This window comes from Streptomyces sp. NPDC044064 (assembly GCF_056434245.1).
Genome location: NZ_JBWKFN010000016.1, coordinates 16022 through 40862, shown reverse-complemented (window position 1 = coordinate 40862; position 24841 = coordinate 16022). Strand labels below are relative to the sequence as shown.

25 protein-coding genes are annotated in these 24841 nt (G+C 72.8%); 2 read left to right on the top strand and 23 right to left on the bottom strand.

Annotated elements, in window-relative coordinates; translation table 11 throughout:
• The first annotated feature begins 28 nt into the window (after window positions 1-28).
• The gene (locus AC07DS_RS25285; protein WP_479148727.1) at window positions 29-850 is read left to right on the top strand and encodes a class I SAM-dependent methyltransferase; all 822 of its coding nucleotides are present in this window, start codon (window positions 29-31) and stop codon (window positions 848-850) included.
• Between the two features lie 119 nt (window positions 851-969).
• Here the strand turns inward: AC07DS_RS25285 and AC07DS_RS25280 are convergent, their stop codons facing one another.
• The 13 genes from AC07DS_RS25280 to AC07DS_RS25220 form a co-directional block, all read right to left on the bottom strand.
• Window positions 970-1263: a gas vesicle protein K gene (locus AC07DS_RS25280; RefSeq protein ID WP_479148725.1), complete on the bottom strand. Its 294-nt coding sequence runs from the start codon at window positions 1261-1263 to the stop codon at window positions 970-972.
• Window positions 1260-1448, bottom strand: a complete 189-nt coding sequence (locus AC07DS_RS25275; RefSeq protein WP_479148723.1) for a gas vesicle protein — start codon at window positions 1446-1448, stop codon at window positions 1260-1262. Before AC07DS_RS25275 ends, AC07DS_RS25280 begins: the two co-directional genes overlap by 4 nt.
• Complete coding sequence (locus AC07DS_RS25270) at window positions 1445-2224, bottom strand: GvpL/GvpF family gas vesicle protein (RefSeq protein WP_479148721.1); 780 nt, start codon at window positions 2222-2224, stop codon at window positions 1445-1447. Before AC07DS_RS25270 ends, AC07DS_RS25275 begins: the two co-directional genes overlap by 4 nt.
• Window positions 2221-2559 (bottom strand): gas vesicle protein, encoded by a 339-nt coding sequence (locus AC07DS_RS25265; protein ID WP_479148719.1) that lies wholly within the window; start codon window positions 2557-2559, stop codon window positions 2221-2223. The genes AC07DS_RS25270 and AC07DS_RS25265 overlap by 4 nt, the downstream gene beginning before the upstream one ends.
• Window positions 2556-3674, bottom strand: a complete 1119-nt coding sequence (locus tag AC07DS_RS25260; RefSeq protein WP_479148717.1) for an SRPBCC family protein — start codon at window positions 3672-3674, stop codon at window positions 2556-2558. Before AC07DS_RS25260 ends, AC07DS_RS25265 begins: the two co-directional genes overlap by 4 nt.
• A complete protein-coding gene (locus AC07DS_RS25255) occupies window positions 3671-4276 on the bottom strand; it encodes a DNA primase (RefSeq protein WP_479148715.1) in 606 nt (201 codons plus the stop codon). Before AC07DS_RS25255 ends, AC07DS_RS25260 begins: the two co-directional genes overlap by 4 nt.
• On the bottom strand, window positions 4273-4536 hold the full coding sequence (locus AC07DS_RS25250) for a gas vesicle protein GvpG (protein WP_479148713.1): 264 nt from the start codon (window positions 4534-4536) through the stop codon (window positions 4273-4275). Before AC07DS_RS25250 ends, AC07DS_RS25255 begins: the two co-directional genes overlap by 4 nt.
• Before the next feature lie 30 nt (window positions 4537-4566).
• Window positions 4567-5331 (bottom strand): GvpL/GvpF family gas vesicle protein, encoded by a 765-nt coding sequence (locus tag AC07DS_RS25245; RefSeq protein ID WP_479148711.1) that lies wholly within the window; start codon window positions 5329-5331, stop codon window positions 4567-4569.
• A complete protein-coding gene (locus AC07DS_RS25240; protein ID WP_479148709.1) occupies window positions 5328-5786 on the bottom strand; it encodes a gas vesicle structural protein GvpA in 459 nt (152 codons plus the stop codon). Before AC07DS_RS25240 ends, AC07DS_RS25245 begins: the two co-directional genes overlap by 4 nt.
• Before the next feature lie 70 nt (window positions 5787-5856).
• Window positions 5857-6225, bottom strand: coding sequence for a gas vesicle protein GvpO (locus AC07DS_RS25235; protein WP_479148707.1), 369 nt, complete (start codon window positions 6223-6225; stop codon window positions 5857-5859).
• 209 nt (window positions 6226-6434) lie between these two features.
• Complete coding sequence (locus AC07DS_RS25230; protein WP_479148705.1) at window positions 6435-8282, bottom strand: transketolase; 1848 nt, start codon at window positions 8280-8282, stop codon at window positions 6435-6437.
• A complete protein-coding gene (locus AC07DS_RS25225; protein WP_479148703.1) occupies window positions 8279-9601 on the bottom strand; it encodes an NAD(P)/FAD-dependent oxidoreductase in 1323 nt (440 codons plus the stop codon). The genes AC07DS_RS25230 and AC07DS_RS25225 overlap by 4 nt, the downstream gene beginning before the upstream one ends.
• 116 nt (window positions 9602-9717) lie before the next feature.
• Window positions 9718-10140: a phage holin family protein gene (locus AC07DS_RS25220; protein ID WP_479148701.1), complete on the bottom strand. Its 423-nt coding sequence runs from the start codon at window positions 10138-10140 to the stop codon at window positions 9718-9720.
• A 92-nt stretch (window positions 10141-10232) separates the two neighbouring features.
• Between AC07DS_RS25220 and AC07DS_RS25215 the strand changes: the two genes are divergently transcribed.
• The gene (locus tag AC07DS_RS25215; RefSeq protein WP_479148699.1) at window positions 10233-10580 is read left to right on the top strand and encodes a VOC family protein; all 348 of its coding nucleotides are present in this window, start codon (window positions 10233-10235) and stop codon (window positions 10578-10580) included.
• Between the two features lie 13 nt (window positions 10581-10593).
• Here the strand turns inward: AC07DS_RS25215 and AC07DS_RS25210 are convergent, their stop codons facing one another.
• From AC07DS_RS25210 to AC07DS_RS25165, 10 genes are all read right to left on the bottom strand, one after another.
• Window positions 10594-12555, bottom strand: coding sequence for a DUF5107 domain-containing protein (locus tag AC07DS_RS25210; protein ID WP_479148697.1), 1962 nt, complete (start codon window positions 12553-12555; stop codon window positions 10594-10596).
• 40 nt (window positions 12556-12595) lie between these two features.
• On the bottom strand, window positions 12596-13168 hold the full coding sequence (locus tag AC07DS_RS25205; protein ID WP_479148695.1) for a GNAT family N-acetyltransferase: 573 nt from the start codon (window positions 13166-13168) through the stop codon (window positions 12596-12598).
• 52 nt (window positions 13169-13220) lie between these two features.
• A complete protein-coding gene (locus tag AC07DS_RS25200) occupies window positions 13221-14144 on the bottom strand; it encodes a S66 peptidase family protein (protein WP_479148693.1) in 924 nt (307 codons plus the stop codon).
• Window positions 14141-16105: an LpqB family beta-propeller domain-containing protein gene (locus AC07DS_RS25195; RefSeq protein ID WP_479148691.1), complete on the bottom strand. Its 1965-nt coding sequence runs from the start codon at window positions 16103-16105 to the stop codon at window positions 14141-14143. The genes AC07DS_RS25200 and AC07DS_RS25195 overlap by 4 nt, the downstream gene beginning before the upstream one ends.
• 3 nt (window positions 16106-16108) lie before the next feature.
• On the bottom strand, window positions 16109-17416 hold the full coding sequence (locus AC07DS_RS25190; RefSeq protein WP_479148689.1) for a M20/M25/M40 family metallo-hydrolase: 1308 nt from the start codon (window positions 17414-17416) through the stop codon (window positions 16109-16111).
• Complete coding sequence (locus AC07DS_RS25185; protein WP_479148687.1) at window positions 17409-18242, bottom strand: M55 family metallopeptidase; 834 nt, start codon at window positions 18240-18242, stop codon at window positions 17409-17411. The genes AC07DS_RS25190 and AC07DS_RS25185 overlap by 8 nt, the downstream gene beginning before the upstream one ends.
• 114 nt (window positions 18243-18356) lie before the next feature.
• A complete protein-coding gene (locus AC07DS_RS25180) occupies window positions 18357-19076 on the bottom strand; it encodes a methyltransferase domain-containing protein (RefSeq protein ID WP_479148685.1) in 720 nt (239 codons plus the stop codon).
• A gap of 128 nt (window positions 19077-19204) precedes the next feature.
• Complete coding sequence (locus tag AC07DS_RS25175) at window positions 19205-21661, bottom strand: ATP-binding SpoIIE family protein phosphatase (protein WP_479148683.1); 2457 nt, start codon at window positions 21659-21661, stop codon at window positions 19205-19207.
• Window positions 21662-21825: 164 nt separating this feature from the next.
• Window positions 21826-24222 (bottom strand): MFS transporter, encoded by a 2397-nt coding sequence (locus tag AC07DS_RS25170; RefSeq protein ID WP_479148681.1) that lies wholly within the window; start codon window positions 24220-24222, stop codon window positions 21826-21828.
• Between the two features lie 163 nt (window positions 24223-24385).
• Window positions 24386-24829, bottom strand: coding sequence for an SRPBCC family protein (locus AC07DS_RS25165; protein WP_479148679.1), 444 nt, complete (start codon window positions 24827-24829; stop codon window positions 24386-24388).
• Window positions 24830-24841: the final 12 nt, after the last annotated feature.

The following is a 24841-nucleotide window of genomic DNA, read 5'->3' as shown; positions in this document are numbered from 1 at the left end:
ACAGAAGCTCGGACAGGGGAGTTCAGCCATGCCGAAATCGCAGGAGACCGCCGTCTACACGCACGGGCACCACGAGTCGGTGCTGCGGTCGCACACCTGGCGGACCGCAGCCAACTCCGCGGCCTATCTGCTCGGTTCGCTGAGGCCCCACATGAAGATCCTGGACATCGGCTGCGGCCCGGGCACCATCACCGCCGACCTGGCGGAACTGGTCCCCGACGGCCATGTCACCGGCGTCGACCACGCACCCGGCATCCTGGAGCAGGCCCGGGACACCGCGGCCGGACGCGGCCTGGCCAACGTGGACTTCGCGGTCGCGGACGTGCACGCCCTGGACTACCCCGACGACACCTTCTGCGTGGTCCACGCCCACCAGGTGCTCCAGCACGTGGGCGACCCGGTGCGGGCACTGCGCGAGATGCACCGGGTGACGAGACCGGGCGGGTTCATCGCCGTACGCGACGCGGACTACGCCGCGATGACCTGGTATCCGGCGGTGCCGGGCCTGGACGACTGGCTGGACCTGTACGAGCGGGTGGCCCGGGCCAACGGCGGCGAGCCCGACGCCGGGCGCCGGCTGAAGGCCTGGGCGCTGGCCGCGGGCCTCACCGACATCACGGCCACGTCCGGCACCTGGACGTTCGCCACGCCGGAGGAACGGGCCTGGTGGAGCGCGCTGTGGGCGGACCGCACCCTCGCCTCGGCCTACGCCGATCGCGCCACGCAGGGCGGCCATGCCACGGCGGAGCAGCTGCGGGCGGTGTCTCAGGCGTGGCGCGAGTGGGGCCGGCGGGAGGACGGCTGGTTCACCGTCCTGCACGGGGAGATCCTGTGCCGTAAGCAGGCCTGAGGCCGTAAGCCGGCCTGAGGCCGTGAGCAGGCCTGAGGCCGTGAGCAGGCCTGAGGCCGTGAGCAGGCCTGAGGCCGTGAGCAGGCCTGAGGCCGCATGCAGGTCTGCGCCGGTTCGCCTCAGGCACGGGGCAGCAGCGGTCCGAGCGGTCCGAGGTCCAGATTCAGGTCCTCGGGCCGCAGCCCGTAGTGCTCCCGCAGCTCGGCCATCCGCTCCTCCAGGAGCATCAGGGTGAGCCCGATCCGCTCCTCCTGCTCCTCGGTCAGCTCACCCGTGTCGAAGCGGCGCACCGCCTGCCGTTCCATCAGCTGCCGCAGCAGCTCCACCACGGTCAGCACGAGTTTCACCAGGTCGCGCTCGACCGTGTCGGGTTCCAGGTCGAGCCGGTCGTGCGGCCTTCCGCGTGCCGTCATCGGGGCTCCTCGAAGGGCGAGGGAACCGACTCGTTGACCGAGCTGATCAGCGCGTTCAGGTCGATGCGCACAAGGTCGACGTCGGCGATGCGCAGCGTGACGTCGCCGGTGATGACGACCCCGCCGGCCAGGAGCCGGTCGAGCAGGTCGACCAGCGCGATCTCACGGTGTTCGGCCACGGTCACGGTTCCTCCCCGCCGAACTCCCCGGAGAACGAGTAGGCGGCCCACGGCCCGGTGAGCTCCACCCGCATCCCCGGCGCCTCGTTCTTCGTACGATCCACCAGTTCCACGAACTTCTCGGAATCCGCCCGGCACACGAGATAGGCCGCGTTGAGCACGTTCCGGCCCGGCACGCCGGAGAGCGCGGGGTTCTGCGGCGGATGCAGCCGGGAGTCCTCGGCATGCCGCACCAGGCGCTCGTGCACGGTACGGGCGAAGGTCTCGGCACTGCGCCACGCCTCCTCGTGCGCGTGGGTGCGCTCACGCCGCCGGCGCAGATAGTCCCGCCCGCTGGCCGGTCGCCCCGCGGCGGAGGCGACGAGCTCGGCCGGCTCGTCGCTCTCGCTCGGCACGGACACCTTGACGCCCCACTCCACGCGCCCGTCCAGCCGGTCGAGGATGCGCCGGAAGTCCTCCTCGCGGGCCTCGATCATCGTGCGTACCCCGCTGTTGTCCCGGAAGACGGTCGCGAGCCGCAGCGGCAGCGGGGTGGTGACGGTGGTGAGCGCGTCGATCACGCCCTGGTGGGCCCGGGCGGTCGCGGCCAGCCAGTCGAGGTCCTCCAGGTGGGCCCGCAGGGCCTCCTCGCAGTAGTCGGCCTCGGGGACCGCGCTGACGACGGCCACCAGCCCGTGGTGGTGCAGCAGCGCGGCCGGGGCGCCCCCGACGCCCGTCAGCTCGGCCTGCAGGGGCGCGTCGAGAGGGCGGCAGATGGCGTAGACGTAGCGCAGTCCGCTCATCGGGCCTCCTTCGGCACACGGCCGCCGGTTTCCAGCTCCTCGACGCGCGCGAGCCGTTCCCTGAGCTCGGCGTTCTCACGGGCGAGTTCGTTCTGGCGGGCGCGGGAGGAGAGCGCCGGGTCGGTCTCCCACCAGTCAATGCCCATCTCCCTGGCCTTGTCGACCGAGGCGACGACGAGCCGGAGTTTGACGGTGAGGAGTTCGATGTCGAGCAGGTTGATCCTGATGTCGCCCGCGATGACGATGCCCTTGTCGAGCACACGTTCCAGGACGTCGGCGAGGTTCGCCCCGCCGCTCGGACCGTAGGGCTCGGGAAGCCGGCGGGCCGTGGTCATCGACGGCTCCCGCTCTCAGCGTATTCGGGTTCCTCCTCCTCGTCCTCTTCTTCCTCGTCCTCCTCGTACTCCTCCTCGGGCTCCCGCTCGTCCTCGTCCTGCAGCTCCCCCTCGTCCTCCCTCCCGTCCTCGTCCTCCGGCTCCTCCTCGTCCTCGTACGGTTCCTCGTCCTCGTCGACGGGCTCCTCCGCCTCGGACGCCTGGGACTCCTCGGCCTCCTCGGACTCCTCCTCCTCGGCCACCGCGTCCTCATGGCTGCGGACCACCTCGCCGTCGCGGATCTCTCCGCGCCAGCCGTCCTCCGCCTCGCCCCTGAGGGCGACGAAACGGGCGAAGTTCTTCAGGTCCAGCCTGGTCCGGCGGCCCTGGGCGCGCCACAGGTTGCCGGTCTTCTCGAACAGGCCGCTCGGGTAGTACTCGATGACCAGCAGGACACGGGTGAGGTCGTCCCCGAGCGCATGGAAGGTGACGACACCCTTCGTGGTGCCCTTGGCACCCTCCGACGTCCACTGGATCCGCTGGTCGGGGATCTGCTCGGTGGTGTGGGCCTTCCAGCTGCGGTTGGACCAGAACACCTTCAGCTGCCAGTCGGACTTGGTGTCGTCGGCCCGGCTCGCACTCTTGACGCCCTTGGCGAAGGTGCTGAAGTCCTGGTACTGGGTCCACTGGTCGTAGGCCGTCCGCAGCGGCACGCCGACGTCGACGGACTCCATGATCACGGTCGGCTTGTTGCCGCCGCCCTTGCGTCTGCCCTTGCCGCCCCCGAGGTTCTTCACCGCCTCCGTCACGTTCTCCTTGATCCGGGAGGCGCCCAGCTCCAGCGCGGAGCGCAGCGGTCCCTTGCCCTCGGCGAACTTGCGCCCGCCCTCGAGGGCCAGCTTCGCGAAGCCGGGACTGTTGCCCTCGGCGATGTCGTTGAGTTTGACCGTGGTCTCGCCGAGCTTGTGGCCGATGCCGACGAGCATCCGTTCGGCCTGTGCCGACAGGTACTCCTGCACCTCCTCCTTCAGGCGGTCGGCGGCCTCGCTGTGGGCGAGATCGGTCAACGGGTTGTCCTTGGCGGCGCCCGTGGCCTTGCCGGCCGCGGAGGTCGCGGATCCCAGGGTCTCGGTCATCGGTCATCGCCGTCCTTCGACTGCCGGGACCGTCCGCCGCGCGTCGCGCCGCCGGCCGCGGCCGTCCTCTTCGCACCCGACCTGCCGGACGGGCCCGTCTTCTTCGCCGCCGTCTTCTCGCCCGGGGCCTTCGCCCCTGCCTTCTTGTCAGGGGTCCGCTTCGCCGCGGACTTCCTGGCCGCCTTCCTGCGCCGCGGCTCCTCCCGCCGGGCCTCGCCCGCCTCCTCGTCGTGCCCGGACTCCTCGCGCGACTCCTCCTCGTCCTCGGCGCCGGTCCCGGACTCCTCCGCGGAGAGCAGTTCGCGTACGTCGGCGGTACGGTCGTGCAGGCGGTCGGCGAGCGCGCTCATCTGCCGCTCGGCCATGGCGCCGGTGGCGGCCTTGCCGACGTCCCGGAGGTCCTCGCGCAGCTGGTCCCCGATCTCCTTGAACTGCGGGTTGTCGTGCAGCTGCTGCTGCACCAGCTCCCCGAGCGCCCGTGGGCCGAGGTTCAGCTTCTTGCCGGCCACCAGGGAGCCGACCGCGAGGGCCAGTTTCATCTTCTTGGTACGTCCCAGCAGATATCCGGCCCCTATTGCGAGGCCGAGTGCCGTCCGATTCATGATGCCGTCCCAGGGTCTGTGGTCCCGCCGGAGCGCAGGCCGGTCTCCAGCCGGGCGAGCAGTTCGTCCTCGTACCGGTCGAACTCCTCCTCGCTGATCTCGCCCGCCTCCAGTTGTTCTTCGAGCCGGGCCAGTTCGGCCCGTACGGTGGCGGGGTCGTAGTAGATGCGCTCCGCCTCGCGGAGCACCTGTCCGATCACCCATGCACTGCCGCGCACCGGTGCGAAGGGCAGCAGGAGCACCTCGCCGATCAGTCCCACGGTGTCCTCCTTCCGTCCGTGGCCCGGCCGCTACCGCACGGCCGCACCGGCCGTGCGGACCGCGGGTTCGGCGGGGCCGGGCTCGACGAAGCTGTACGGCGGCAGCGGCCCGTTGACCCGCAGGTCGAGGTGGGCGTGGCTGGTGCGGACGTGTTCGACGGCGGCCAGGAACCGCTCGGCCGAGCCCCGCGCGACGAGATACGACACGTTGAGCAGCCAGCCGGTGGATTCGGGGCCCACGCTCACCGCGGCGGCGGCCGGCTCCAGCCGGCTGCGCACCTCGACGGCGTCCCGGATCTCCCTGGCCTGGATCGCGGCCGCGATCATCTCGCCGAGGCGGATCCGCTCCTCGTAGCTGCCGCCGCCCGCCTGCCGGTTGGCTTCGGCGAAGGCGCGAAGCTCCGCGTTCTCGGCGATCACGAGGTGCAGGACGGCCTCTTCGACGTGGCTGGCCTTGACGTTGTACTCGGCCTTTCCGTCCAGCTCCCGCAGCCGCTCCCGGTAGTGCTGCGCCCGCTCGGCGAGCAGCCGGCCGACGGCGTCGTCGTCGGGTGCGACGTTGCCGAACCGCATGGGCAGCACACACCCGGCCGCGCCGGCCTCGGCGAGCACGTTCTGGTGGGCGAGCAGGTCCCTGCGCTTGGGGCGCAGGGCTTCCGGGGCGTCACTGACCAGGGCGGCCAGTTCGCCGGCCTCGAGGACGCGCACCGGGCGGGGCGGCTCGCCCACGCCGGCCATGCCCTCGGGAAGCTCCGGATTGGACCGGGCGGCGATTCCGTAGACGTAGGTACTCACTCCTGCTCCTCCTTCCTGCGCTCCGATGTCCTGCGGGTGCGTGGCCGGGGCTCGGCCTCCCTCTCCTCACGGCCGTGCTTGTCCTCGCGGCCCTGCTTCTCCCCGCGGGCCTGCTGGAAGGCGTCGGCCACGGTCTCCGCGGCGCCGGCCAGTGCCCCCTTGGATTTGCCGCGGGCGCCGGACTCGGTGATCTCACCGACGACGTCGGGCAGCCCGGGAGGCTTCCTCGGGCCCGCCTCCAGGTCGAGGCGGTTGCACGCCTCGGCGAAGCGCAGATAGGTGTCGACGCTGGCGACGACGACCCGGACATCGATCTTGAGGATCTCGATGCCGACCAGGGACACACGAACGAAGGCATCGATCACGAGGCCCCGGTCGAGAACCAGCTCGAGTACGTCGTAGAGGCTGCTGCCGCCGCCTCCGCCGCCGATCTGCTGTGCCGGTACAACGGTCATGCCTGTCGTTCCTCCCTGTGCGTGGCCGGATGCAGGACGTGTGCGTGGACGTGGGATCCGGGCCGGCGGCCTAGCGGCCGCCGGCAGGGCGCGCGTCGGCCCGCCCGCGTTCGTAGCGGCGAACGCGCCGATAGCCGGTGAGCTGCCCCCGTGGGTCGAGTTCGACCTGATAGCTCGCCATCAGGCTCATCGTGTCCGGCACCCTCGGCAGTTCGAGGACCTCCACGTCGAGCGACCATCCGTCCTCGGTCTGCTCGAAGGAGGACACCGACTGCGGTGCGAGACCGGTGAGTTCGGCGAGCTGGGCGCGCGCCTCGCGCAGCACCTCCATGGGTGCCGGCCGGTCGTTCGCCGCATCCGACTCGGTGGTGGATTGCTTCTTATGGGGAATCTGGGATTTCTGTGAACTCTGAGAGTGTGGTGTGTTCTTTGTGTTCACTGCGTCCACCTCTCCCTGCGAATGGCCTCTCCTCGCCCGGCCAAACACCCGGGAGGGCATGGCTCATCGAAGTCGCAGGTCACAGGTGGTGGAAGAGGTGCGGCGGCGCGGGCACGACAAGCCACGCTGAGCCACGGGCGGCGACGGAGAGCCGCGATCGGCACCGAGGTCCCGCGAATCCGCGGGGCCTCAGCGAATCGGGTTCCCGCTCAGCGCACGACCGCCTCCTCGACCAGCAGTTTCGCCGCGGCCGCGATGCCGGCGGCGTCGATGCCGGCCGCGTGCAACTGTTCGTCGGGCGCGGCCGAGCCGGGCATGGTGCGCACCGCGAGCCTGACCAGGCGGGGCGCGGGCCGGGCGTCGGCGAACGCCTCCGCGACGGCGTCGCCGAGGCCGCCCTGCTCGTGGTGGTCCTCGACGGTCACCAGACAGCCGGTCTCCTCGGCGGCCCGGCGCAGGGTCTCCACGTCGACGGGCTTGACCGAGTACAGGTCGACCACCCGCACCTCGATGTCCTCCTCCGTCAGCCGTTCGGCTGCGGCGAGCGCCTCGTGCACGGTGACGCCGGCCGCGACGAGCGTCAGCCGGTCCCGCTCACCGGAGCGCAGCACCTTGCTGCCGCCGACCGGGAACTCCTCCTCGGGGCCGTAGATCACCGGGGTCGCGCCGCGCGAGGTGCGCAGGTAGCGGATGCCGTCGAGTCCGGCCATCTCCGCGACCAGTCTGGCGGTCTGATTGGCGTCGCACGGGTACAGCACGGTCGAGCCGTACAGGGACCGGAACATCGCCAGGTCCTCCAGGCCCATCTGCGAGGGCCCGTCCTGCCCGATCGCGACCCCGGCGTGCGAGCCGACCAGGTTGATGCCGGAGCCGCTGATCGAGGCCATCCGCAGGAAGTCGTGGGCGCGCGTGAGGAACGCCGCGAAGGTGGCGGCGTACGGCAGCCAGCCGCGGGCGGCGATGCCGACGGCCGAGGCGACGAGCTGCTGCTCGGCGATGTAGCACTCGAAGAAGCGGTCGGGGTGCTCCTTGGCGAACACCTCGGTGCGGGTGGAGTCGCCGACCTCGCCGTCCAGGGCGACGACGTCGCCGCGGGCGGTGCCGAGTGCCGCGAGGGCCCTGCCGAAGGCGTCGCGGGTGGCGACCTCGTCCCCCTTGTCGTAGTGCGGCAGTTGGACGACCTCGGTGGTGAGGGAGCGGAGCATCGCGGCGGCGGGCGGCTCGCCGACGCGGACGCGCACATCGCGCGGTCCGCCCAGTTCGGCGACGGCCTCCTCGGGTTCGGGCAGCGGCTTGCCGTGCAGGCCCTCGCGGTCCTCGACCGAGGCGACGCCCTTGCCCTTGAGGGTGCGGGCGAGGATCACCGTGGGCTGCCCGGTCCGCGCCTTCGCCTCGCCGTAGGCCCGGTCGATCGCGTCGACGTCGTGTCCGTCGACCTCGACGGTGTGCCAGCCGAAGGCGGCGAAGCGGCGGGCGTAGGCGTCCAGGTCGTGGCCGTGCCGGGTCGGGCCGCGCTGGCCGAGCCGGTTGACGTCGACGATCGCGGTCAGGTTGTCCAGGTGCTCGTACGCGGCATGTTCGGCGGCCTCCCAGACCGAGCCCTCGGCCAGCTCGCTGTCCCCGCACAGCACCCACACGCGGTAGCCGACGCGGTCCAGGCGCTTGCCGGCCAGCGCGATGCCGACACCGACCGGCAGGCCCTGGCCGAGCGAGCCGGTGGCCGTCTCCACCCACGGCAGCCGGCGCGGGGTCGGGTGTCCTTCGAGCCGGCTGCCGATCCTGCGGAAGGTGAGCAGCTCGCCGTCCTCGACCTGACCGGCCGCCTTGTAGGCGGCGTACAGCAGGGGCGAGGCGTGTCCCTTGGACAGCACGAAGCGGTCGTTGGCTGGGTGTTCGGGGCGTTCGAAGTCGTAGCGCAGATGGTGGGCGAGCAGGACGGCCATCAGATCGGCGGCGGACATCGACGAAGTCGGATGCCCGGAGCCCGCCGCGGCGGCGGCCCGCACGCTGTCGACGCGCAACTGCTGTCCGAGTGCGGCGAGTTCGGCGGTGTTCATGAGTCTCCTTCGGGCTGTTGCTGGGGAGCGGGCTGGTGCGCAGCCTCCGTGTCCAGGGGGACCGCCCCGGATCTGACGAGGCCCAACTGGACCGCCTGGCGCGGGAGTACGGCGTCCAGGAGCCAGTCGGCGGCGACACGGACGCGGTTGCCGGGCAGCGCGGCCAGGTGGTAGCCGCGGGTGACCGCTCCGGCCGGCAGGCCGGACAGCGGGATGCCGAGCGGGTTGGCGGCGGCCTGGACACCCCCGAGGTCGACGGCGAAGCCCAGGTCGCGGTGGCGGTAGACACGCCGGCGCCTGCCGAGGCCGAGCGAGGCGGCCACGTTCTCGCCGGCCACCCGGCCCTGCCGCCAGGCGTGCTGGGCGGTCATGGGCGTGAACTCCCCCGGGTGCTGCAGATCCGGCACGGCCGCGGCGTCCCCGCAGGCGAACACGTCCGCGTCCCCCGGCACCTGGAGGTACGGATCGACGATCAGCCGGCCCCGCTCCAGCGGCTGTCCGACGACCTCGACCAGCGGGTCAGGACGGACCCCGACGCACCACACCAGGGTCCGTGACGCGACGAACTCCCCGTCGGTGAGCAGCACCCCGTCCCGGCCGGCCTCCTTCACGGAGGTCCCCGTGCGTACGTCGACGCCGCGCGCCCGCAGCACCCGGTCGGCCGTGCGGGAGAGCCGTTCGTCCAGCTCCGGCAGCACCCGGGGCGCGGTGTCCAGCAGGATCCAGCGGGGCCGCCCGGCACCCGCCGGGCGCCGGCGCGCGAGGCTGTCGGTGAGCAGCTGGAGCTGTGCGGCCACCTCGGTGCCGGTGTAGCCCGCACCGGCCACGACGAACGTGCACCGGGCGGCGCGGACCGCGGGGTCGTCGTCCGTGGCGGCCAGCTCCGTCTGCCGGGTCACGTGGTCGCGCAGGTACAGGGCCTCGGGCAGCCCGCGGAAACCGTGTGCGTGCCGGGCGACCCCAGGGATCGGCAACAGCTTGTTGACGCTGCCGACGGCCAGCACCAGCCGCTCGTAGCCGACCGCCCCGCTGCCGCCCTCGGGGTCCGTGTAGTGGACGGTGCAGCCGTCCAGGTCGACACCGTGCGCCTCGCCGAGCAGCAGCCGGACCCCGCGCAGGGTGCCGGGGAGCGACACGGCGACCCTGCGGGGCTCCAGGAGCCCGGCGGCCACCTGGGGCAGCAGGGGCAGGTACAGGAAGTAGTCGGTCGGGTTGAGCAGTGTGATCAGGGCACGGCCCCGGGTCACACGGGCGAGGGTGCGAGCGGCCCGGTACCCGGCGAAACCGGCGCCGACGATCACGACGCGTGGTCGACTCACGGTGCGCCTCCGGCGGTGTGGCTCCTCCGAGGCTTTCCGCGTAACCGGGGCCGCGCCACCCAAACGCCGCTCACCTCACCCGGACGCCGGTCCGGCCCCCGTCGCGCCTTTCGGGGTCAGGCCCGGTGGTGCGGGCCCTCGGGATCGATGCCGGGCCGGAGGGGGGCCTCGGACGGCATCGGCGGGTACGGCGTACCGGGTCCGCCGGGCGCGGCCGCGGTCTCACCCGCGGCGGCCGCGTGCGGGTGCTTCTGGTGGGCGGCGCCGCGCAGCAGGTAGGCGATGACGCCGAGGATCGCCGCGGTGATCAGCGCGGCGGCCCAGCCGGGCAGGCCGGTGGCGAGGCCGAGGCCCAGGGCGAGCGCGAGCGCGCCGCCCGCGTACAGGGCGACTGCGCCCGAGGCGGCGTAGAGCATGGCGGTGCGGCGCTGCCTGCGGGTCTGCTCGCGCAGCTCGTCGCGAACCGTCTCGCGTGCCACCTGAGCCAGCTCTTCGACGAGGTGCTTGTCCAGATGTTCCAGGTGATCGATGTGCTCCATGAACTGCGAGTACCCGCCGCGCACGATGCGTAACAGCGACGGCCACGGCCCTGGCCTGTGCGCGACGGTCCGCCGCAACTAGGCTCGTCCGCATGGAGATTCTGGGCGCCTCTCTACGCATCTGCGTCGACGACCTCGAAGCCGCGATCCCCTTCTACGAGCGTCTCGCGGGCGGCAGAGCGCTCCGGTTCGAACGCGGCGGCGTGCAGGTCGCCGCGATCGGCTCCTTCCTGCTGATGAGCGGCCCCGAGGCCGAGCTGGAGCTGCTGCGCAAGGTGGCGGCCACGATCGCCGTCAAGGACGTGGACGAGGCCCACCGGCTGCTCACGGAGCTGGGCGCCCGGATCGTCGCGGGGCCGCTGCCGACGCCGGTGGGCCGGAATCTGCTCGCGGTGCACCCGGACGGCTCGGTCTTCGAGTACGTCGACCACGGCGCCTGAGCCGCACGGCCGCTCAGGGCGCGTCCGGGCGCATCCTGAAGTCCAGGCGGGCGGGCAGGGGCTCGTCGGTGACCCGGGCCCACAGCCGCCCGATCACCTCCGCGCCCTCCCGCAGGTCGGCGACCTCGAAGCCCGTGTCGAAGACGGCCCGGGCGTCGGCGCGCCGTCCTTCGGCGAGCAGCAGCTCGGCCTCCAGCAACCGGAACCGGCCGCGCCGCCGGACAGCGGGCAGCAGCCGCTCCCACACCGCGCGGGCGTCCGCCGCGCGCCGGGCCCTGAGCAACGCCTCCAGGGCCTCCCGGCCGAGCGCGGCCACGGCGGCCGTCCAGGCCTCACCGTCGTCGCGGCGCTCGTGGCACAGGTCGTCGAACGCCTCGGCGTACCGTTCGGCGGCCCGCTCGTGGTGGCCGGACTCCTGGTCGGCCACGGCGAGGCAGCGCAGCAGGGGCCACAGGGACGGGGCGAGCGGGAGGGCGCGTTCCCAGCTGCGGACCGCCTGGGCGCGGTCGCCGGCGTGCCACTGGGCGACGCCGAGGTGGTACTCGGTGTGCGGGGTGGCGGGCGCGGTCTCCAGCATGTCCCGCCAGTGCGGGGCGACCAGCGTCTCACCGGGCGGGCGGACCCGGCGCGGCTCGGGCAGGGAGCCGGTGCGCAGCAGCTCGCGCCAGGGCGCCTGCGCCTCGCCGAGCGTGGACCCGGCGAAGGGGGTGCCGGGCAGTTTCCAGTCGGCGCGCAGGACTTCGAGCGCGCCCCAGCCCGAGCCGGTGGCCAGGATCTCGCCGGGTTCGGTGTCGGCGTACGGCTTCCAGGCCGCGTACGCCTCCTCGACGCGGGCGCGCGGCAGCACCGCGGCGAGCCGCTCCTCGGCGCTCCGGACGACCGCCGGCCACTCGCCTTCGGCGGGCGTGTCGAGCGGGCCGTAGGCCTCCAGCCAGGACACCTCGCTCTCCGGCTCCAGCCGGACGTGCTCCAGCTGGGTGCGGGCGAGTCCTGCCTGGATCTCGCAGTAACCACCGGTGCCGGGCCCGGTCAGCCACTGCTGCCAGCGCCGGCCGCCGGGTCCGCTGCCCCACACGAACAGCTTGCGGCCGCACAGCGCGTCGGTGGAGGTCTGCACCAGCCCGTGCCCGTCCGCGTCCAGCGCGGCGATCCAGCGGCGCCGGCCGTCGGGCACCTCGTAGAAGCAGTCGGCGGCGTAAGGGCTGTCGAGAGGACGGCTGCGGTCGATGCCGTCGTACGAGGGGACGGGCACCCGGCGCAGGCGGCGCTCGTAGCCGAAGTACCAGGCCTCCTCGGCGGGGGCCAGGATCCGGCGCTCCTCGGGTACGGCGATGTTGGACCACCAGTACGTGGGCACCGGGCGCTCGTGCGGATTGCGGATCCGGACGCCGACGAGAAGGAAGTCGGAGCCCTCCGGGAGCCACAGGTCGACCTGGAAGGGCAGGTCGCGCAGCCGCTCCCACTCCCACAGGCGCAGCATCTCGCCGCCGTCGGGGGCGGGGACGCGGGCGGCGTGCAGGGGGGCGCAGGAGAGGGTGGTGTGGCCGGTGGCGCCGATGTTCCACTCGATGCCGCCGGAGAACCAGGCGCCGTTGAGGGCGAAGTCGGCGGGCTGGAACACCGGGTTGCGGTAGAGGAGTTCGCGCCCGGTGGGCAGGTGGACCAGGGAGGCGATCCGACCGCCGAGGCCGGGCAGGACGGTGGCGCGCAGCCGGTCGTTCTCGATCACCAGGGCGTCGAGGGCGCGGGGCTCGCGGGCTCTGCCGTACCCGTCGCGGACGCGCACCGGCAGCAGGCTGTGCAACGGCTCGTAGCCGAGCTGCCGGGCCATGTCCCCGGGCATGTCGTCCCGTTCACGGTCGTCGACCCGGTGGATCTCGTCGAGCGGCCGGAGCGGAGGGAGCGGGTTGTCGGGTCCCAACTGCGCGGCCGGCAGGGTCAGTACCTCACGTCGGATCCTCGTCACGTCGACCATGGAACCCGGGGTGCGGGGAGTCGGCCAGGGGCGCTGCCGGTCAGGATTGCGCAAAGGCGCTCTCGGCGGGGTCGCGCATCTCGGCGGTGAGCGCCCAGCGTTCGTGGTCCCGCCAGGCCCCGTCGATGAAGATCATGTCGGGTGAGAAGCCCTCCAGGCGGAAGCCGGCGCCACGAGCCAGCGCGATCGAGGCGGTGTTGCCGGGCTGGGCGTTGATCTCCAGGCGGTGCAGCCCCAGCGGTCCGAACGCGTACCCGATCACCAGGTCGAGGCCCTCGCGCATCAGCCCCCGGCCGGCCGCGTGGACGAAGACGCCGTAGCCGAGGGCGCCGCACTGGAAGCCGCCGCGGACGATGTTGTTGATGTTGATGAACCCGGCGATGTCCCCGCAGTCCTTCTCGCACACGAGGAAGCCGGCGCGGCTCGGGTCCTCGATGAGGGGTCCGGCGTAGCCGGCGTAGCCCTCGTCGGTGTCCGGCGGGAACAGCCACGGCCGGTGCAGGTCCTTGCTCTCCCTGGCCCGGGCGGTGAACTCGGGACCGTCGTCGAGGGTGAAGGAGCGGATGCCCACGCGGGGGCCCTCGGCGAGGTGGCGGGATGCGGTGTGCGGCATCCCGCCAGCCTACGGGGCACCGGTCGCGGTGCTCGGTGCGGTACCCGGGATCTCAGCGCAGAGCGGGCTCGTCCAGCGTCAACGTGCCCGCGTCCGCGTCGAGTTCGGCCGCGACACCGAAGGGGACGGTCAACGCTCCCGCGCAGTGCCCGAATCCGAACTCCTCGGCCACGGGGACACCCAGCGGGCCGAGGCGGTCGGCGAGCATGGGCCGCACCCGCTCGTAGGGATCGCACTGCGCCCAGGAGCCGAGCAGCACCCCGCGCACCCCGTCGAGCCAGCCGGAGCGCAGGAGCTGGGTGAGGTAGCGGTCCAGCCGGTACGTCTGCTCGCCCACGTCCTCCAGGCACAGGAGCCCGCCGCTCGCCGACGGGCGGGCGTGCGGGGCGCCGCGCTCCGCCGCGAGCAGGGAGAGACAGCCGCCGAGGGTGACCCCGCGGGCCCGGCCGGGCACGAGGGCGGTGCCGCCGGAGGCGAGGGTGCGCACGGTCTCCGGCTCGAAGAGCGTGGACCGCAGGTGCGCCTGCGCCCGCTCGCTCTTGACGAAGTCGATGCCGGCCGCCATCGGCCCGTGCAGCGTGGCGAGGCCCAGACGGGTGGCGAAGGCCTCGTGCAGGACGGTGATGTCGCTGAAGCCGACGAACACCTTCGGTCCGGCCGCGCGCATCGCCTCCCAGTCGAGCAGGTCGATCATCCGCTGGACGCCGTACCCGCCGCGGGCGCACAGGACCGCGTCCACCGCCGGGTCGCACCAGGCGTTCTGGAAGTCGGCGGCGCGGTCGGCGTCCGTGCCCGCCAGGTAGGGGAACTCCCCGTGCCGGTCCAGCACATGGGGTGCGGCCACCGGGTCGAGGTCCCAGCCGCGCAGCACGTCGAGCCCCGCCTGCAGCCGCTCCTCGGGCACCGGCCCGCTGGCGGCCACCACGGCCACGCGTGCCCCGGGGGCCAGCCGCGCGGGCCGTACCAGCTCTCTCACGTGCGCAACTCCAACTCCGGAACACCGGACACACTCAGCTCGAACACCTGAGCGTACAAGGACAGCTCGGCCTCCAGCGCGCGCACCATGGTCTCGGCGCGACGGAACCCGTGCCCCTCCCCCGCGAAGGTGAGATAGGCGTGCGGCACGCCCCGCCCCTCGATCCCGGCGAGGAAGCGCTCGCACTGGGCGGGCGGGCAGATCACGTCGTCCAGGCCCTGGAGCAGCAGGAAGGGCACGGTGAGCCGGTCGGCGTGCGCGGTGGGCGAACGCTCGGCGTACCGTGCGGGCACCTCGGTGAGCGGGCCGATCAGTGACTCCAGGTACCGCGACTCGAAGTCATGGGTCTCCCCCGGCCCCCAGGTGGCCAGGTCGAGGACGGGGTAGACGATGGTGCCGCAGGCGTACACGTCGGTCGTGGTCAGGGAGGCGGCGGTGGTCCAGCCGCCGGCGCTGCCGCCCCGGATCGCGAGCCGGTCACGGTCGGCGGTGCCCTCCTCGGCGAGGGCGAGGGCCACGGCCGCGCAGTCCTCGACGTCGACCACGCCCCACTGCTCGCGCAGCCGCTCCCGGTAGGCACGGCCGTACCCGGTGGAGCCGCCGTAGTTGACCTCGACGACCCCGATGCCGCGCGAGGTGAAGTAGGCGATCTCCAGGTCCAGCACGAGCGGCACCCTGCTGGTGGGGCCGCCGTGCGCCCAGACGACGTACGGCGGCAGCTCGCCGTCGAGGGCGGTGCGGTGCGGGTGGTGCGGCGGGTAGACGTGGGCGTGCACCTCGCGGCCGCCCGGGCCGGTGAAGGTGCGGATCTGCGGCTCGGGGTAGTACGCCGGGTCGACCGGATCCCGGTGCCGGGCGCCGATCGCACGGGCGCGTCCGCTCCTGATGTCCAGCTCGACCACTTCGTATCCGGTGCGCGGGCTGGCGCCGACCGTGACGACCCGGCCCCCGAGCGCCGCGAGGCCGGGCGCGAACTCGGTCCAGGGTCCGGCGGCGTCGACCACCTCGCCGGACTCCGGGTCCAGTATCCCGAGGGCGGTCGCGCCCCGGCCGTGGACGACCGCGACCAGCCCGTTGTCCAGCGGAGCGAACCAGCTCAGGCCGAGCTTCCACAGCGGCCCGGCGAACTCCTCCTCGCGCGGGCACAGCGGGGTGCCGTCCCAGTACAGGTTCCACCAGCCACCGCGGTCGCTCGCGTACAGGAGACGGCCGTCCCTGTCCCACTCCACCTGCGCGACGGCCTCCTGCGGACCGCCGGCGACCGTGCGAACGGTGTGCAGCGTGCCGTCGTCACCAACCTCGCCGACGAGCAGTTCCGTGCCGTCCCACGGCATCCGCGGATGGTCCCAGGCCAGCCACGCGGCCCGGCGCCCGTCGGGCGAGAGCCGGGGGCCGGTGACGAACCGGTGCCCTCCGCCGGTGAGTTCGCGTACGGCGGCCCGGTCCTCGGCGGCCGAGCCGTCCAGCGGTACGGCGGCCAGGACGCGCCGTACGTCGTCCGGGCCGTCCCCGGTGAACTCCTCGAGCACACACCACACTTCGCCACGGGCGAGGTCCACCTGCGGCTGCGCCCAGCGCAGCCCGCCGCCGACCGGGGAGAGGGGGGTCAGCGGGCGCGGCTCGCCGCCGGGCTCGTAGCGGTACAGGCGCTGGTCGGCGAAGTGCGTGAACACCACCAGGGGTCCGTCGTCCCGCATCACCCCGGTCCAGGGCAGGCCGCCGTACTCGATGACCCGGCTGCGCACGTTCCACGGCGCGGCCAGCAGCGACTCCTCGCTCCCGTCGGCCAGCCGCCGCACCAGCGCCCGGCGGCCGCCCTCGGCGGGCCGGGGCTCGGTCCACCAGACCTCGTCCCCGACGAAGCCCACCCACTCGGGGTGCCCGTCGTGCGCGGCGGCCAGCGCCGCGTCGATCGGCGAGGGCCAGGATCCGTACGCCTGCTTGTGCACGTCTTCCCCCATCACCTAGGCCGTCCGCAGGAAACGGTCGAGCACCCGGACACCGAAGTGCAGCGCCTCCACGGGGACGCGTTCGTCGACGCCGTGGAACATCGCCTGGTAGTCGAAGCCCTCGGGAAGCTTCAGCGGAGCGAATCCGTAGGCGGCGTCGATACCGAGCAGCGAGAACTGCTTGGCGTCCGTGCCACCGGTCATGCAGTACGGCACCACGTGCCCTCCGGGCGCGAACTCCTCCACGGCCGCCCGCATCCCGGCGAACGTGGGCGAGTCGACGGGTGCCTGCAGCGCGACCGACCGGTGGTGGAACTCCCAGTCCACGTCCGGCCCGGTGAGCCGGTCGAGGGTCGCGATGAACTCCTCCTCGCCGCCCGGCAGAAAGCGCCCGTCGACGAACGCGGTCGCCTCCCCGGGGATCACGTTCACCTTGTAACCGGCGTCCAGCATGGTCGGGTTGGCGCTGTTGCGTACGGTCGACTCGACCAGCTTGGCGGCCGGGCCCAGCTTCTCCAGCAGACCGTCCACGTTCCGGAAGTCCGGCTCGAAGCCGTACAGGGCGGCGAGCTCGGTGAGCGCGGCCCGTACCGTCGGGGTGAGCCTCAGCGGCCACTCATGCTCGCCGATGCGGGTGACGGCGGCGGCGAGCCGGGTCACCGCGTTCTCCTTGTTCACCTTGGAGCCGTGTCCGGCCCGGCCGCGCGCGGTCAGCTTCAGCCAGCCGGTGCCGCGCTCCCCTGCGGCGATGGGGTAGATCTCCCGGCCGTCGCCGTCGTGGAAGGTGAAGGCACCGGACTCGCCGATGGCCTCGGTGCAGCCCTCGAACAGCTCCGGATGCCGGCCGGCGAGGAACCCGGAGCCGTCCTCGGCGCTGTCCTCCTCGTCGGCGGTGAACGCGATGACGATGTCCCGGCGGGGCCTGATGCCCTGCCGGGCCCAGGAGCGGACGACCGCGAGGATCATCGCGTCCATGTTCTTCATGTCGACGGCGCCGCGCCCCCACACGACGCCGTCGCGGATCTCGCCCGAGAAGGGGTGCACGCTCCAGTCGGCGGCCTCGGCCGGCACCACGTCCAGATGGCCGTGCACGAGCAGGGCGCGGGCGGACGGGTCGGTGCCCGCGAGCCGGGCGACGACGTTGGTCCGCCCCGGCGTCCGCTCCAGCAGCAGGGGTTCCAGGCCGGCTCCGGCCAGCCGCTCGGCCGCGTACTCGGCGGCGGGCCGCTCCCGGCAGTCGCCGCCGCCCCGGTTGGTGGTGTCGATCCGGATCAGGCCGGAGGTGAACTCCACGACCTCGTCCAGCGCCTGCTCGTCAGCCATACTGCTCCTCCACCGCGGCCGAGACGATCGTGGTGACCGCCTTGAAGGTCCGGATTCCCTCGTACATCGTGTCGCTGGTGTACGCCACCTTCCGCTCGCCGATGCGCGCGACCCCCGGGACGACGGTCGCCGCCATCGCCAGGTGCTCGGCGTCGAACTCGACGGCGACGGTGAACGGACCGCCCTGCACGGGCTCGTGGCGGACGGCCAGCCGCGCGGCCTCCTTGGCTGCGGCACGGATGTCGGAGGCGGTCCGGGACGGCGTACGACACACCGCCGCATACCGGGACACATGATCCTTGACCGCGACCTTCAGCGCCTCGGGCGCGTACCCGAGGGCGTCCTCGCAGGCCAGGTCGTCGCCGGTGACGAGCACGACAGGTACGCCGTACTCGGCGACGACATGCGCGTTGAGCAGACCCTCGCTCGCACGCACGTCGTTCACCCACACCCCGGTGATCTGGTTCGCGAGGTAGGTGTGGGCGAGGACACCCTCCATCCCGGCACCCGCGTGGTAACCGACGAACGCGATGCCGTCCACGTCACCGTGCTGCACGCCCTCCACCATGGACAGCGCCTTGTGCCGCCCGGTGAGCATCTCGACCCGGTCGTCGAGCTGCTCCAGCAGCAGGTTGCGCATGCTCCAGTGGGCCTCGTTGACGAGCACCTCGTCGGCGCCGCCGTCGAAGAAGCCCAGCACGGCGGCGTTCACGTCGGAGGTGAACATGGACCGGCACCGCTCCCACTGCGGTGTGCCGGGGAGCACGTCGCCCGGCCAGGTGACGCCGGTGGCACCCTCCATGTCCGCACTGATCAGGATCTTCATGCCCGGCACGTTACGCGTCCCGACCGGGGACGGGCTACGACGGGGCCGTGCGGGGCGGCGGCCACGGCGTCCGCCGCCCCCGCTCCGGAGGATGCTCCCCGGTGTGCGGCCCGCTCACTTCCCGGCCAGGACGAACCAGCGCGCCGGCAGGTCGATGCGGGTGCCGTCGGTGAGGTACTCGGTCTGCGGCAGGACCGTCTCGCCGCTCGCGAGCACCTCCAGGCCGGCTTCACCGAGCAGCCGTGGGATCTCCTCGTCGTCGGCGTCGGCGGGCTTGAGGCCGTGCAGGAAGACGCGGCGCAGCTTGGGCCCCGGTCCGTCCGGGCCGGTGGCCGCCCGCTTGAGGACGTCCCGCGAGCCCGAGGTCAGCTCGACCACGAAGGCACGGCCCGCGGAGCCGATGATCTCGGCGACCGCGGCGGCCACCGCCGCGCGTGCGTCCGGCTCGCTCTGGTGGATGACGGCCCGCATGTACACGTGGCTGTCGCCGAGCCGCTCGTGCAGGGCCCGTACGGTGCCGGTGTCGGTCAGGTCGAGCTGCTGGAACTCGACCGTGTCACCGTGCCCGGCGTGGCGGGCGTGCTCGACGGCGGCGTGCGAGAGATCGACGCCGACGGCCCGGGCGAACCGGGTGGCGAGGTAGCGGGTCTGGGTGCCGTTGCCGCAGCCCAGGTCGACGATGGTGCGCGCGGTGTCCGCGTACGGCAGGAGCAGCTCACTGTGCGGCTGCGCGGTGAGGGAGGGATCGGAGTCCCAGATCGCCTCGCCCGTCGCGTCGGAGGTCTCGCGCCAGTAACTCTCCCACGCGTTGCGGTAGTTGTCCGAGACGTTCATGACGATCTCCCCACGGTCGGTTCCGTGATCGGGATATCGCGGCGGCAGCGGGTTCGGCAAGGGGCAGGAGGTCACCTTCACCGGAAGTACCGACCCCGGCAACCCCGGGGGACGCGGGCGCCCCCGGCTCACTGCCTTCCGTTGACGGCCTGTTCGAACCAGACGGTCTTGCGGTGCCCGGTCGCGCTGGCGCCCCACTCCCGGGCCAGCCGGCTGACCACGCGCAGACCGCGGCCCGACTCGTCGTACGGTCCGGTACCGAGCATCGCGGGCAGGCCCGGTTCGTCGTCCGTGACCTCGAAGAGCAGGGCATCGGTGCGGACCACCCGCAGTCCGATCCGGCCGCCCGAGCCGTGCTGGACGGCGTTGGTGACGACCTCGCTGACCAGCAGCTGCGCCGTTTCCACCGTGTGCGGCAGGCCCCACTCCAGCAGCCGGTCGCGGACCAGGCGCCGGGCCCTGGCCACCTCGTGCGGGGCGGCGTCGAGGTGCCACTCGGCGACATGGTCGTCGGGGATGCCGTTGAGCCGGGCCATCAGCAGGGCGACGTCGTCCTTGCGGCCGCCGCGGGTGTTGAGGGCACGGATGATGGTGTCGCAGGCGACGTCCATGGAGGCCGCGGGGTGGGCGGCGGACTCGCAGAGCGCGGCGAGGCCCTCGCCGATGTCGGAGCCGCGCACCTCGACCAGCCCGTCGGTGCACAGCACCAGCCGGTCGCCGGGCGAGACGCGGACGACGGTGGACTCGAACGCGACACCGCCGACCCCTATGGGTGCTCCGGTGGGCAGGTCGAGCAGTTCGCTGCGGCCGTCCTCGGCCCGCACCAGGACGGGCGGGATGTGTCCGGCGTTGGCGAGGTGCAGTTCGCCGCGGATCGGGTCGTAGACCGCGTACAGGCAGGTGGCGAGGTAGTTCTCGCCGAGCCGCCGGGCCAGGTCGTCCAGGTTGCGCAGCAGTTGGGCCGGCGGGGTCTCCATGGTGGCCATGGTCTGTACGGCGGTACGCAACTGGCCCATCATGGCTGCCGAGTTGAGGCCGTGGCCCATGACGTCGCCGACCACGAGGGCGGTGCGCGAGCCGGGCAGCTTGATGGTGTCGAACCAGTCGCCGCCGATCCGGCCGAGCCGGGTGCCGGGCAGATAGCGGGTCGCCACGTCACAGCCGGCCATCCGCGGGTTCACCTGCGGCAGCATGCTGTCCTGGAGGGTGTCGGCGACGTTCTCCTGGTACGTGTACATGCGGGCGTTGTCGAGCACGAGGCCCGCGCGGGCGGCGAGTTCGGCCCCGGTGGTGCGGTCCATGTCGTCGAACGCCGGGCGGTCGGGGCGGCGCATGAGCACCATGAAGCCGAGCACCACGTTGCGCGCCTTGAGCGGGACGATCAGCAGGGAGCGGCCGCCGATCAGCGGCCTGAGGTCGCGTTTCTCGAACTCGCCGGAGATGCGGTTGGACAGTTCCTCGGTGACTCTCGGGATGAGGACCGGTTCGCCCGTGACCATGCACTTGTAGAACGGGGTGTGCTCGGGGAAGGCGAAGGCCTCGCCGACCGGCACGGTGTCGTCCCAGCGGCCCGGTTCGTCGTTGTGCTCGACCCACACCCGGAACATCACGGTGCTGGCGTCCGGCGGACCGTCCGGGAAGCCCTCGCCGGCCAGGACGGCGGCGCGCAGGTGGGTGCCGGCGAAGTCCGCGAAGCGCGGTACGGCGGCACTGGTGACCTCGCGGATGGTCTCGCCGAGATCGAGCGAGGTGCCGATGCCGGAGCTGACCTCGTTGAGGAACTCCAGCCGCTCGCGCACGGCGGCGTACTCGAGGTCGTACTCGGCGCCGGTGGGGATCATCACGGGTGCCGTGCGCTGCTGCGGTACGACGGCTTCGGCGGGGCCGCGGCCGGCGCGGCGCGGGACTCCCCAGTACGGGGTGACGGGCACCCGGTCGTACTGACTGAACTCCAGGACGGGGTAGCCGAGTTCGAGGACCTGGGAGATGATGCGGCCGCTGAGTCCCGGGCCCATGTTGGGCAGGATCTCGGGGAGCCGGCGCTCCAGCTCCTCGGAGGCGGGCAGTTCGGTGTGGCGGGCGAAGCCGGGCGAGATGCGTTCGGCGCTCTCGTCGTCGTAGCCGCGCTCGTCGCGCAGCCGGGTGGCGTCGGCGGCGAGGACCAGCAGCCGGGAGGGTCCCGGACCGATCAGCGGGTAGGCCCACCACAGCACGTCGATGCGGGTGCCGTCGTCCTCGTCCGGGCACAGACGGGCGCGGCCCGCGGTCGCGTAGCCGGTGCGACCGTCGAGGGAGGCCTCCAGGTCGGGGCCGAGCGCCTCGTGTGTCTCGGGGAGGCCGTAGGTGTCCGGCAGTGCGTCGGCGGGGAGGTCGTCGGAGAGTGCCCCGGAGACGGGCAGCAGGTCGGCCGCGGGACGCCCGATCGCGTCCTCGCGGTCCACGCCGAACAGACGGCGCGCGCCGCTGCTCCAGTGGGACACCAAGCCGTCGCGGTCGACGACGACCACGCCCAGCGGCACCCGGCCCGCGGCCGCGTCGCCGGCGCCGCGGCCGGGAGGTTCGTCCCGCTCGCTGCCACGGTCCATGGCCCAGGCCCTCTCTCCCCACGGCTGTTCGTAAACGATCTGTGCCGCCCGCCACTACGGTACGGCTGCGGCCGGTCGCGATGTGTGGCAATCCTGGAATTGGTTTCACCTGATCGCCCCGGCGCGCAGCTCAGCGCCCTGCGGGCGCCCCCCTCGGCGCGCCCTCAGTCCTCGTGGCCGAGTTGCAGGTCGCGCTCGGTGCGGCCGCCGCGCGCGACCTGCAGAACGGTTGCGACCGGCGGGTAACCTGCGGCGATGACGGTGTACTCGCCGGAGGACAGGTCGACGAACCGGAAGGTTCCGTCCGCCCCGGTGGTGAGGGTGTCCACGACGTTGCCCGCGGCGTCCAGCAGTGTCACCCGGGCGTCCTCCACGGGGCGGCCGCCGTTCGCCCGGACCGTGCCCTTCAGGACGGCGCCGCCCGCGAGTTCGATGTCCTGCCGGGTCTCCCGGGCTGCCTGGACGGTGACCGGGAGGGCGGCGGGGCGGAAGGCGGGGGCGCCGGCGGCGAGGGTGTACTCGCCGGCGACCAGTTCGGTGATGACGTAACCGCCCTCGCGGCCGCTGCGGGTGGCCGCGACGACCTCGCCGTGCACGTTGGTGAGGGTGACGGTGGCGTCCCGGACGGCGCTGCCGTCGGCGGTGAGCACGCTGCCCGCGAGGCGTCCGGCGCCGCCGAGCACGACGTCGAGTTCGACGGGGCGCTCGCCGACGGTGACGGAGACGGCCTGCGGCTGGTGGCCGCCCGCGGCGGCGATCAGTACGTACGAGCCGGGCCCGGGGGTGGCCAGCGCGTACCGTCCGTCCTCGCCGCTCGCGCCGCGCCCGACCTGCTGTCCGGAGACGTCGATGAGGGTGAGCGCCGCGCGGGGCACCACGGTCCCGTCGGGGTGCTGCACCGTGCCGCACACCGGGATTCCGGCGGTGTGCGGCGAACGAGCCTGCGGGATGGGGGCGTTCACGGCGGCGGGCTCCGTCTCGGTGGCGTGGTGGGACACCAGCGGTTTCTCCTTGAGGAAGAAGGCGATGAGCAGGCCGAGCACGAGCACCGGGACGAGGTAGAGGAAGATCCGGGGCATCGCGTCGGCGTAGGCGCGGATGTAGGCGTCGCGCAGCGCCGGTGGCAGCGCGTGGACGAGCTGCGGGGTGAGCGACTCGGGGTCGGGCAGCCGGGCGCCCGCGCGCGCGGGCAGTTCGCGGCGCAGTGCGTCGGTGAGCCGGTCCGCGAAGAGGGTGCCGAAGACGGCGGCGCCGACGCTGCCGCCGATCTGCCGGAAGTAGGTGTTGGCGCTGGTGGCGGTGCCGAGGTCGGCGAGGCGCACGGAGTTCTGCACGGCGAGGACGAGGACCGGCATCACCAGGCCGATGCCGGCGCCGAGGACGGCCATCCAGATGCTGTAGTGCAGCCGGGGCGTGCCGGTGTCCAGACGGGACAGCAGCCACATGCCGACGGCGGAGAGGGCGCCGCCGAGGAGCGGGAGGAGTTTGTAGCGGCCGGTGAGGGTGATGAGCTGCCCGCCGATGACGGAGGCGCCGACGATGCCGGCCGTCATGGGCAGCATCAGCAGCCCGGACTCGGTGGCGCTGGCCCCGTCGACCATCTGCAGGAAGGTCGGCAGATAGCTGGCCGCGCCGAACAGGGCGACACCGATCACCAGGCCGACCAGGCCGGTCACGTTGAAGACGGAGTCCCGGAACAGCCGGAGCGGGATCAGGGGTTCGGCGGCGAAGTGCTCGGCGACGAGGAAGAGGACGGTGGCGGCGACGGCACCCGCGCCGAGGCCGAGGATCTCCCGGGAGTCCCAGGCGTACTCGGTGCCGCCCCAACTGGTCAGCAGGACCAGGCAGGTGGAGGCCGCGGCGAGCAGCAGGGCCCCGAGCACGTCGAGCCGGGCACGGACCCGCGGCCTCGGCAGCTTGAGGACGACGGTGACGACGGCCAGGGTGACCAGGCCGAAGGGGACGTTGACGTAGAAGCACCAGCGCCAGGAGAGATGGTCGGTGAAGTAGCCGCCGAGGAGAGGTCCGGCGACGGAGGCGAGGCCGAAGGCGGCGCCGATCAGGCCCATGTAGCGGCCGCGCTGCCGAGGCGGCACGATGTCGGCGATGATCGCCTGGACGCCGATCATGAGCCCGCCCGCGCCCACGCCCTGGAGGGCGCGGAAGGCGATCAGCTGGTCCATGCTCTGCGCGCGCCCGGCGAGGGCGGAGCCGACGACGAATACCAGGATGGCGAACTGGAAGACGCCCTTGCGGCCGACCAGGTCGCCCAGCTTGCCGTACACCGGCAGGCCGATGGTGGAGGTGAGCAGATAGGCGGTGATCGCCCAGGACATCCGGTCCAGGCCGTGCAGCTCGCCGACGATCTTCGGCAGCGCGGTGGCGACGATCATCTGGTCGAGTGCGGCCAGGAGCAGGGCGAGCATGAGCCCGAAGAAGACCAGCCGCACCCTGCGCGCGCCGAGTCCGGCGGCCGGGGCGGGGGGCGGAGGTTCCTCGACGGTCTCCGCCGGGGCCGGTGCCGCGGCCGGCTCGTGCTGCACCAGAGTCGTCCCGCCCACGTAGGGCTCCCCTCGTCGCGCCTGTCACATTTCCCGCGTAAGGCGACAACTGCGAACAAGTACGGCGAGTTACGGTGCAATCCCGGACGGGACGGAGATCCACTCGAACCGGTGAGGGGGCGCTGCACCGGCGCAACACCCCTTCACCGGCCGGATCTTGGCCCTACTTCTCCACGTGGGCGGCGAGGTTGGCGAGGATCGCGTCGTAGATCCGGCCGAGACCCTTGGGCGCGAAGGTCTTCTCGAAGAAGCCGCCGATGCCGCCGGCACCCTTCCAGGTGGTGGTGACGACGACCCGGGAGCTGCCCTCGCCGGCCGGCGTCACGCGCCAGGTGGTGACCATGGAGGAGTTGCGGTCCTTCTCGACGAGTTCACCGTCGCTGGGCTCGCTGACCTCCAGGAGACAGTCGCGCACGCGCTTGCTGGTGGCCTGGAGCTTCCAGTGGACGAGGGTGCCCTCACCGTCACCGCCCTCGCGCACCTCGTACTCGCTGAAGTGCTCGGGCAGCAGCTGCCGCCGCGTGCCGCTGTAGTCGGCGAGCGCGTCGAACACCTGCTCCGCGTTCGCCGCGACGACCCGCTCCGTGGTGGCTTCGACCTGCGCCATTGCGTTCCTCCA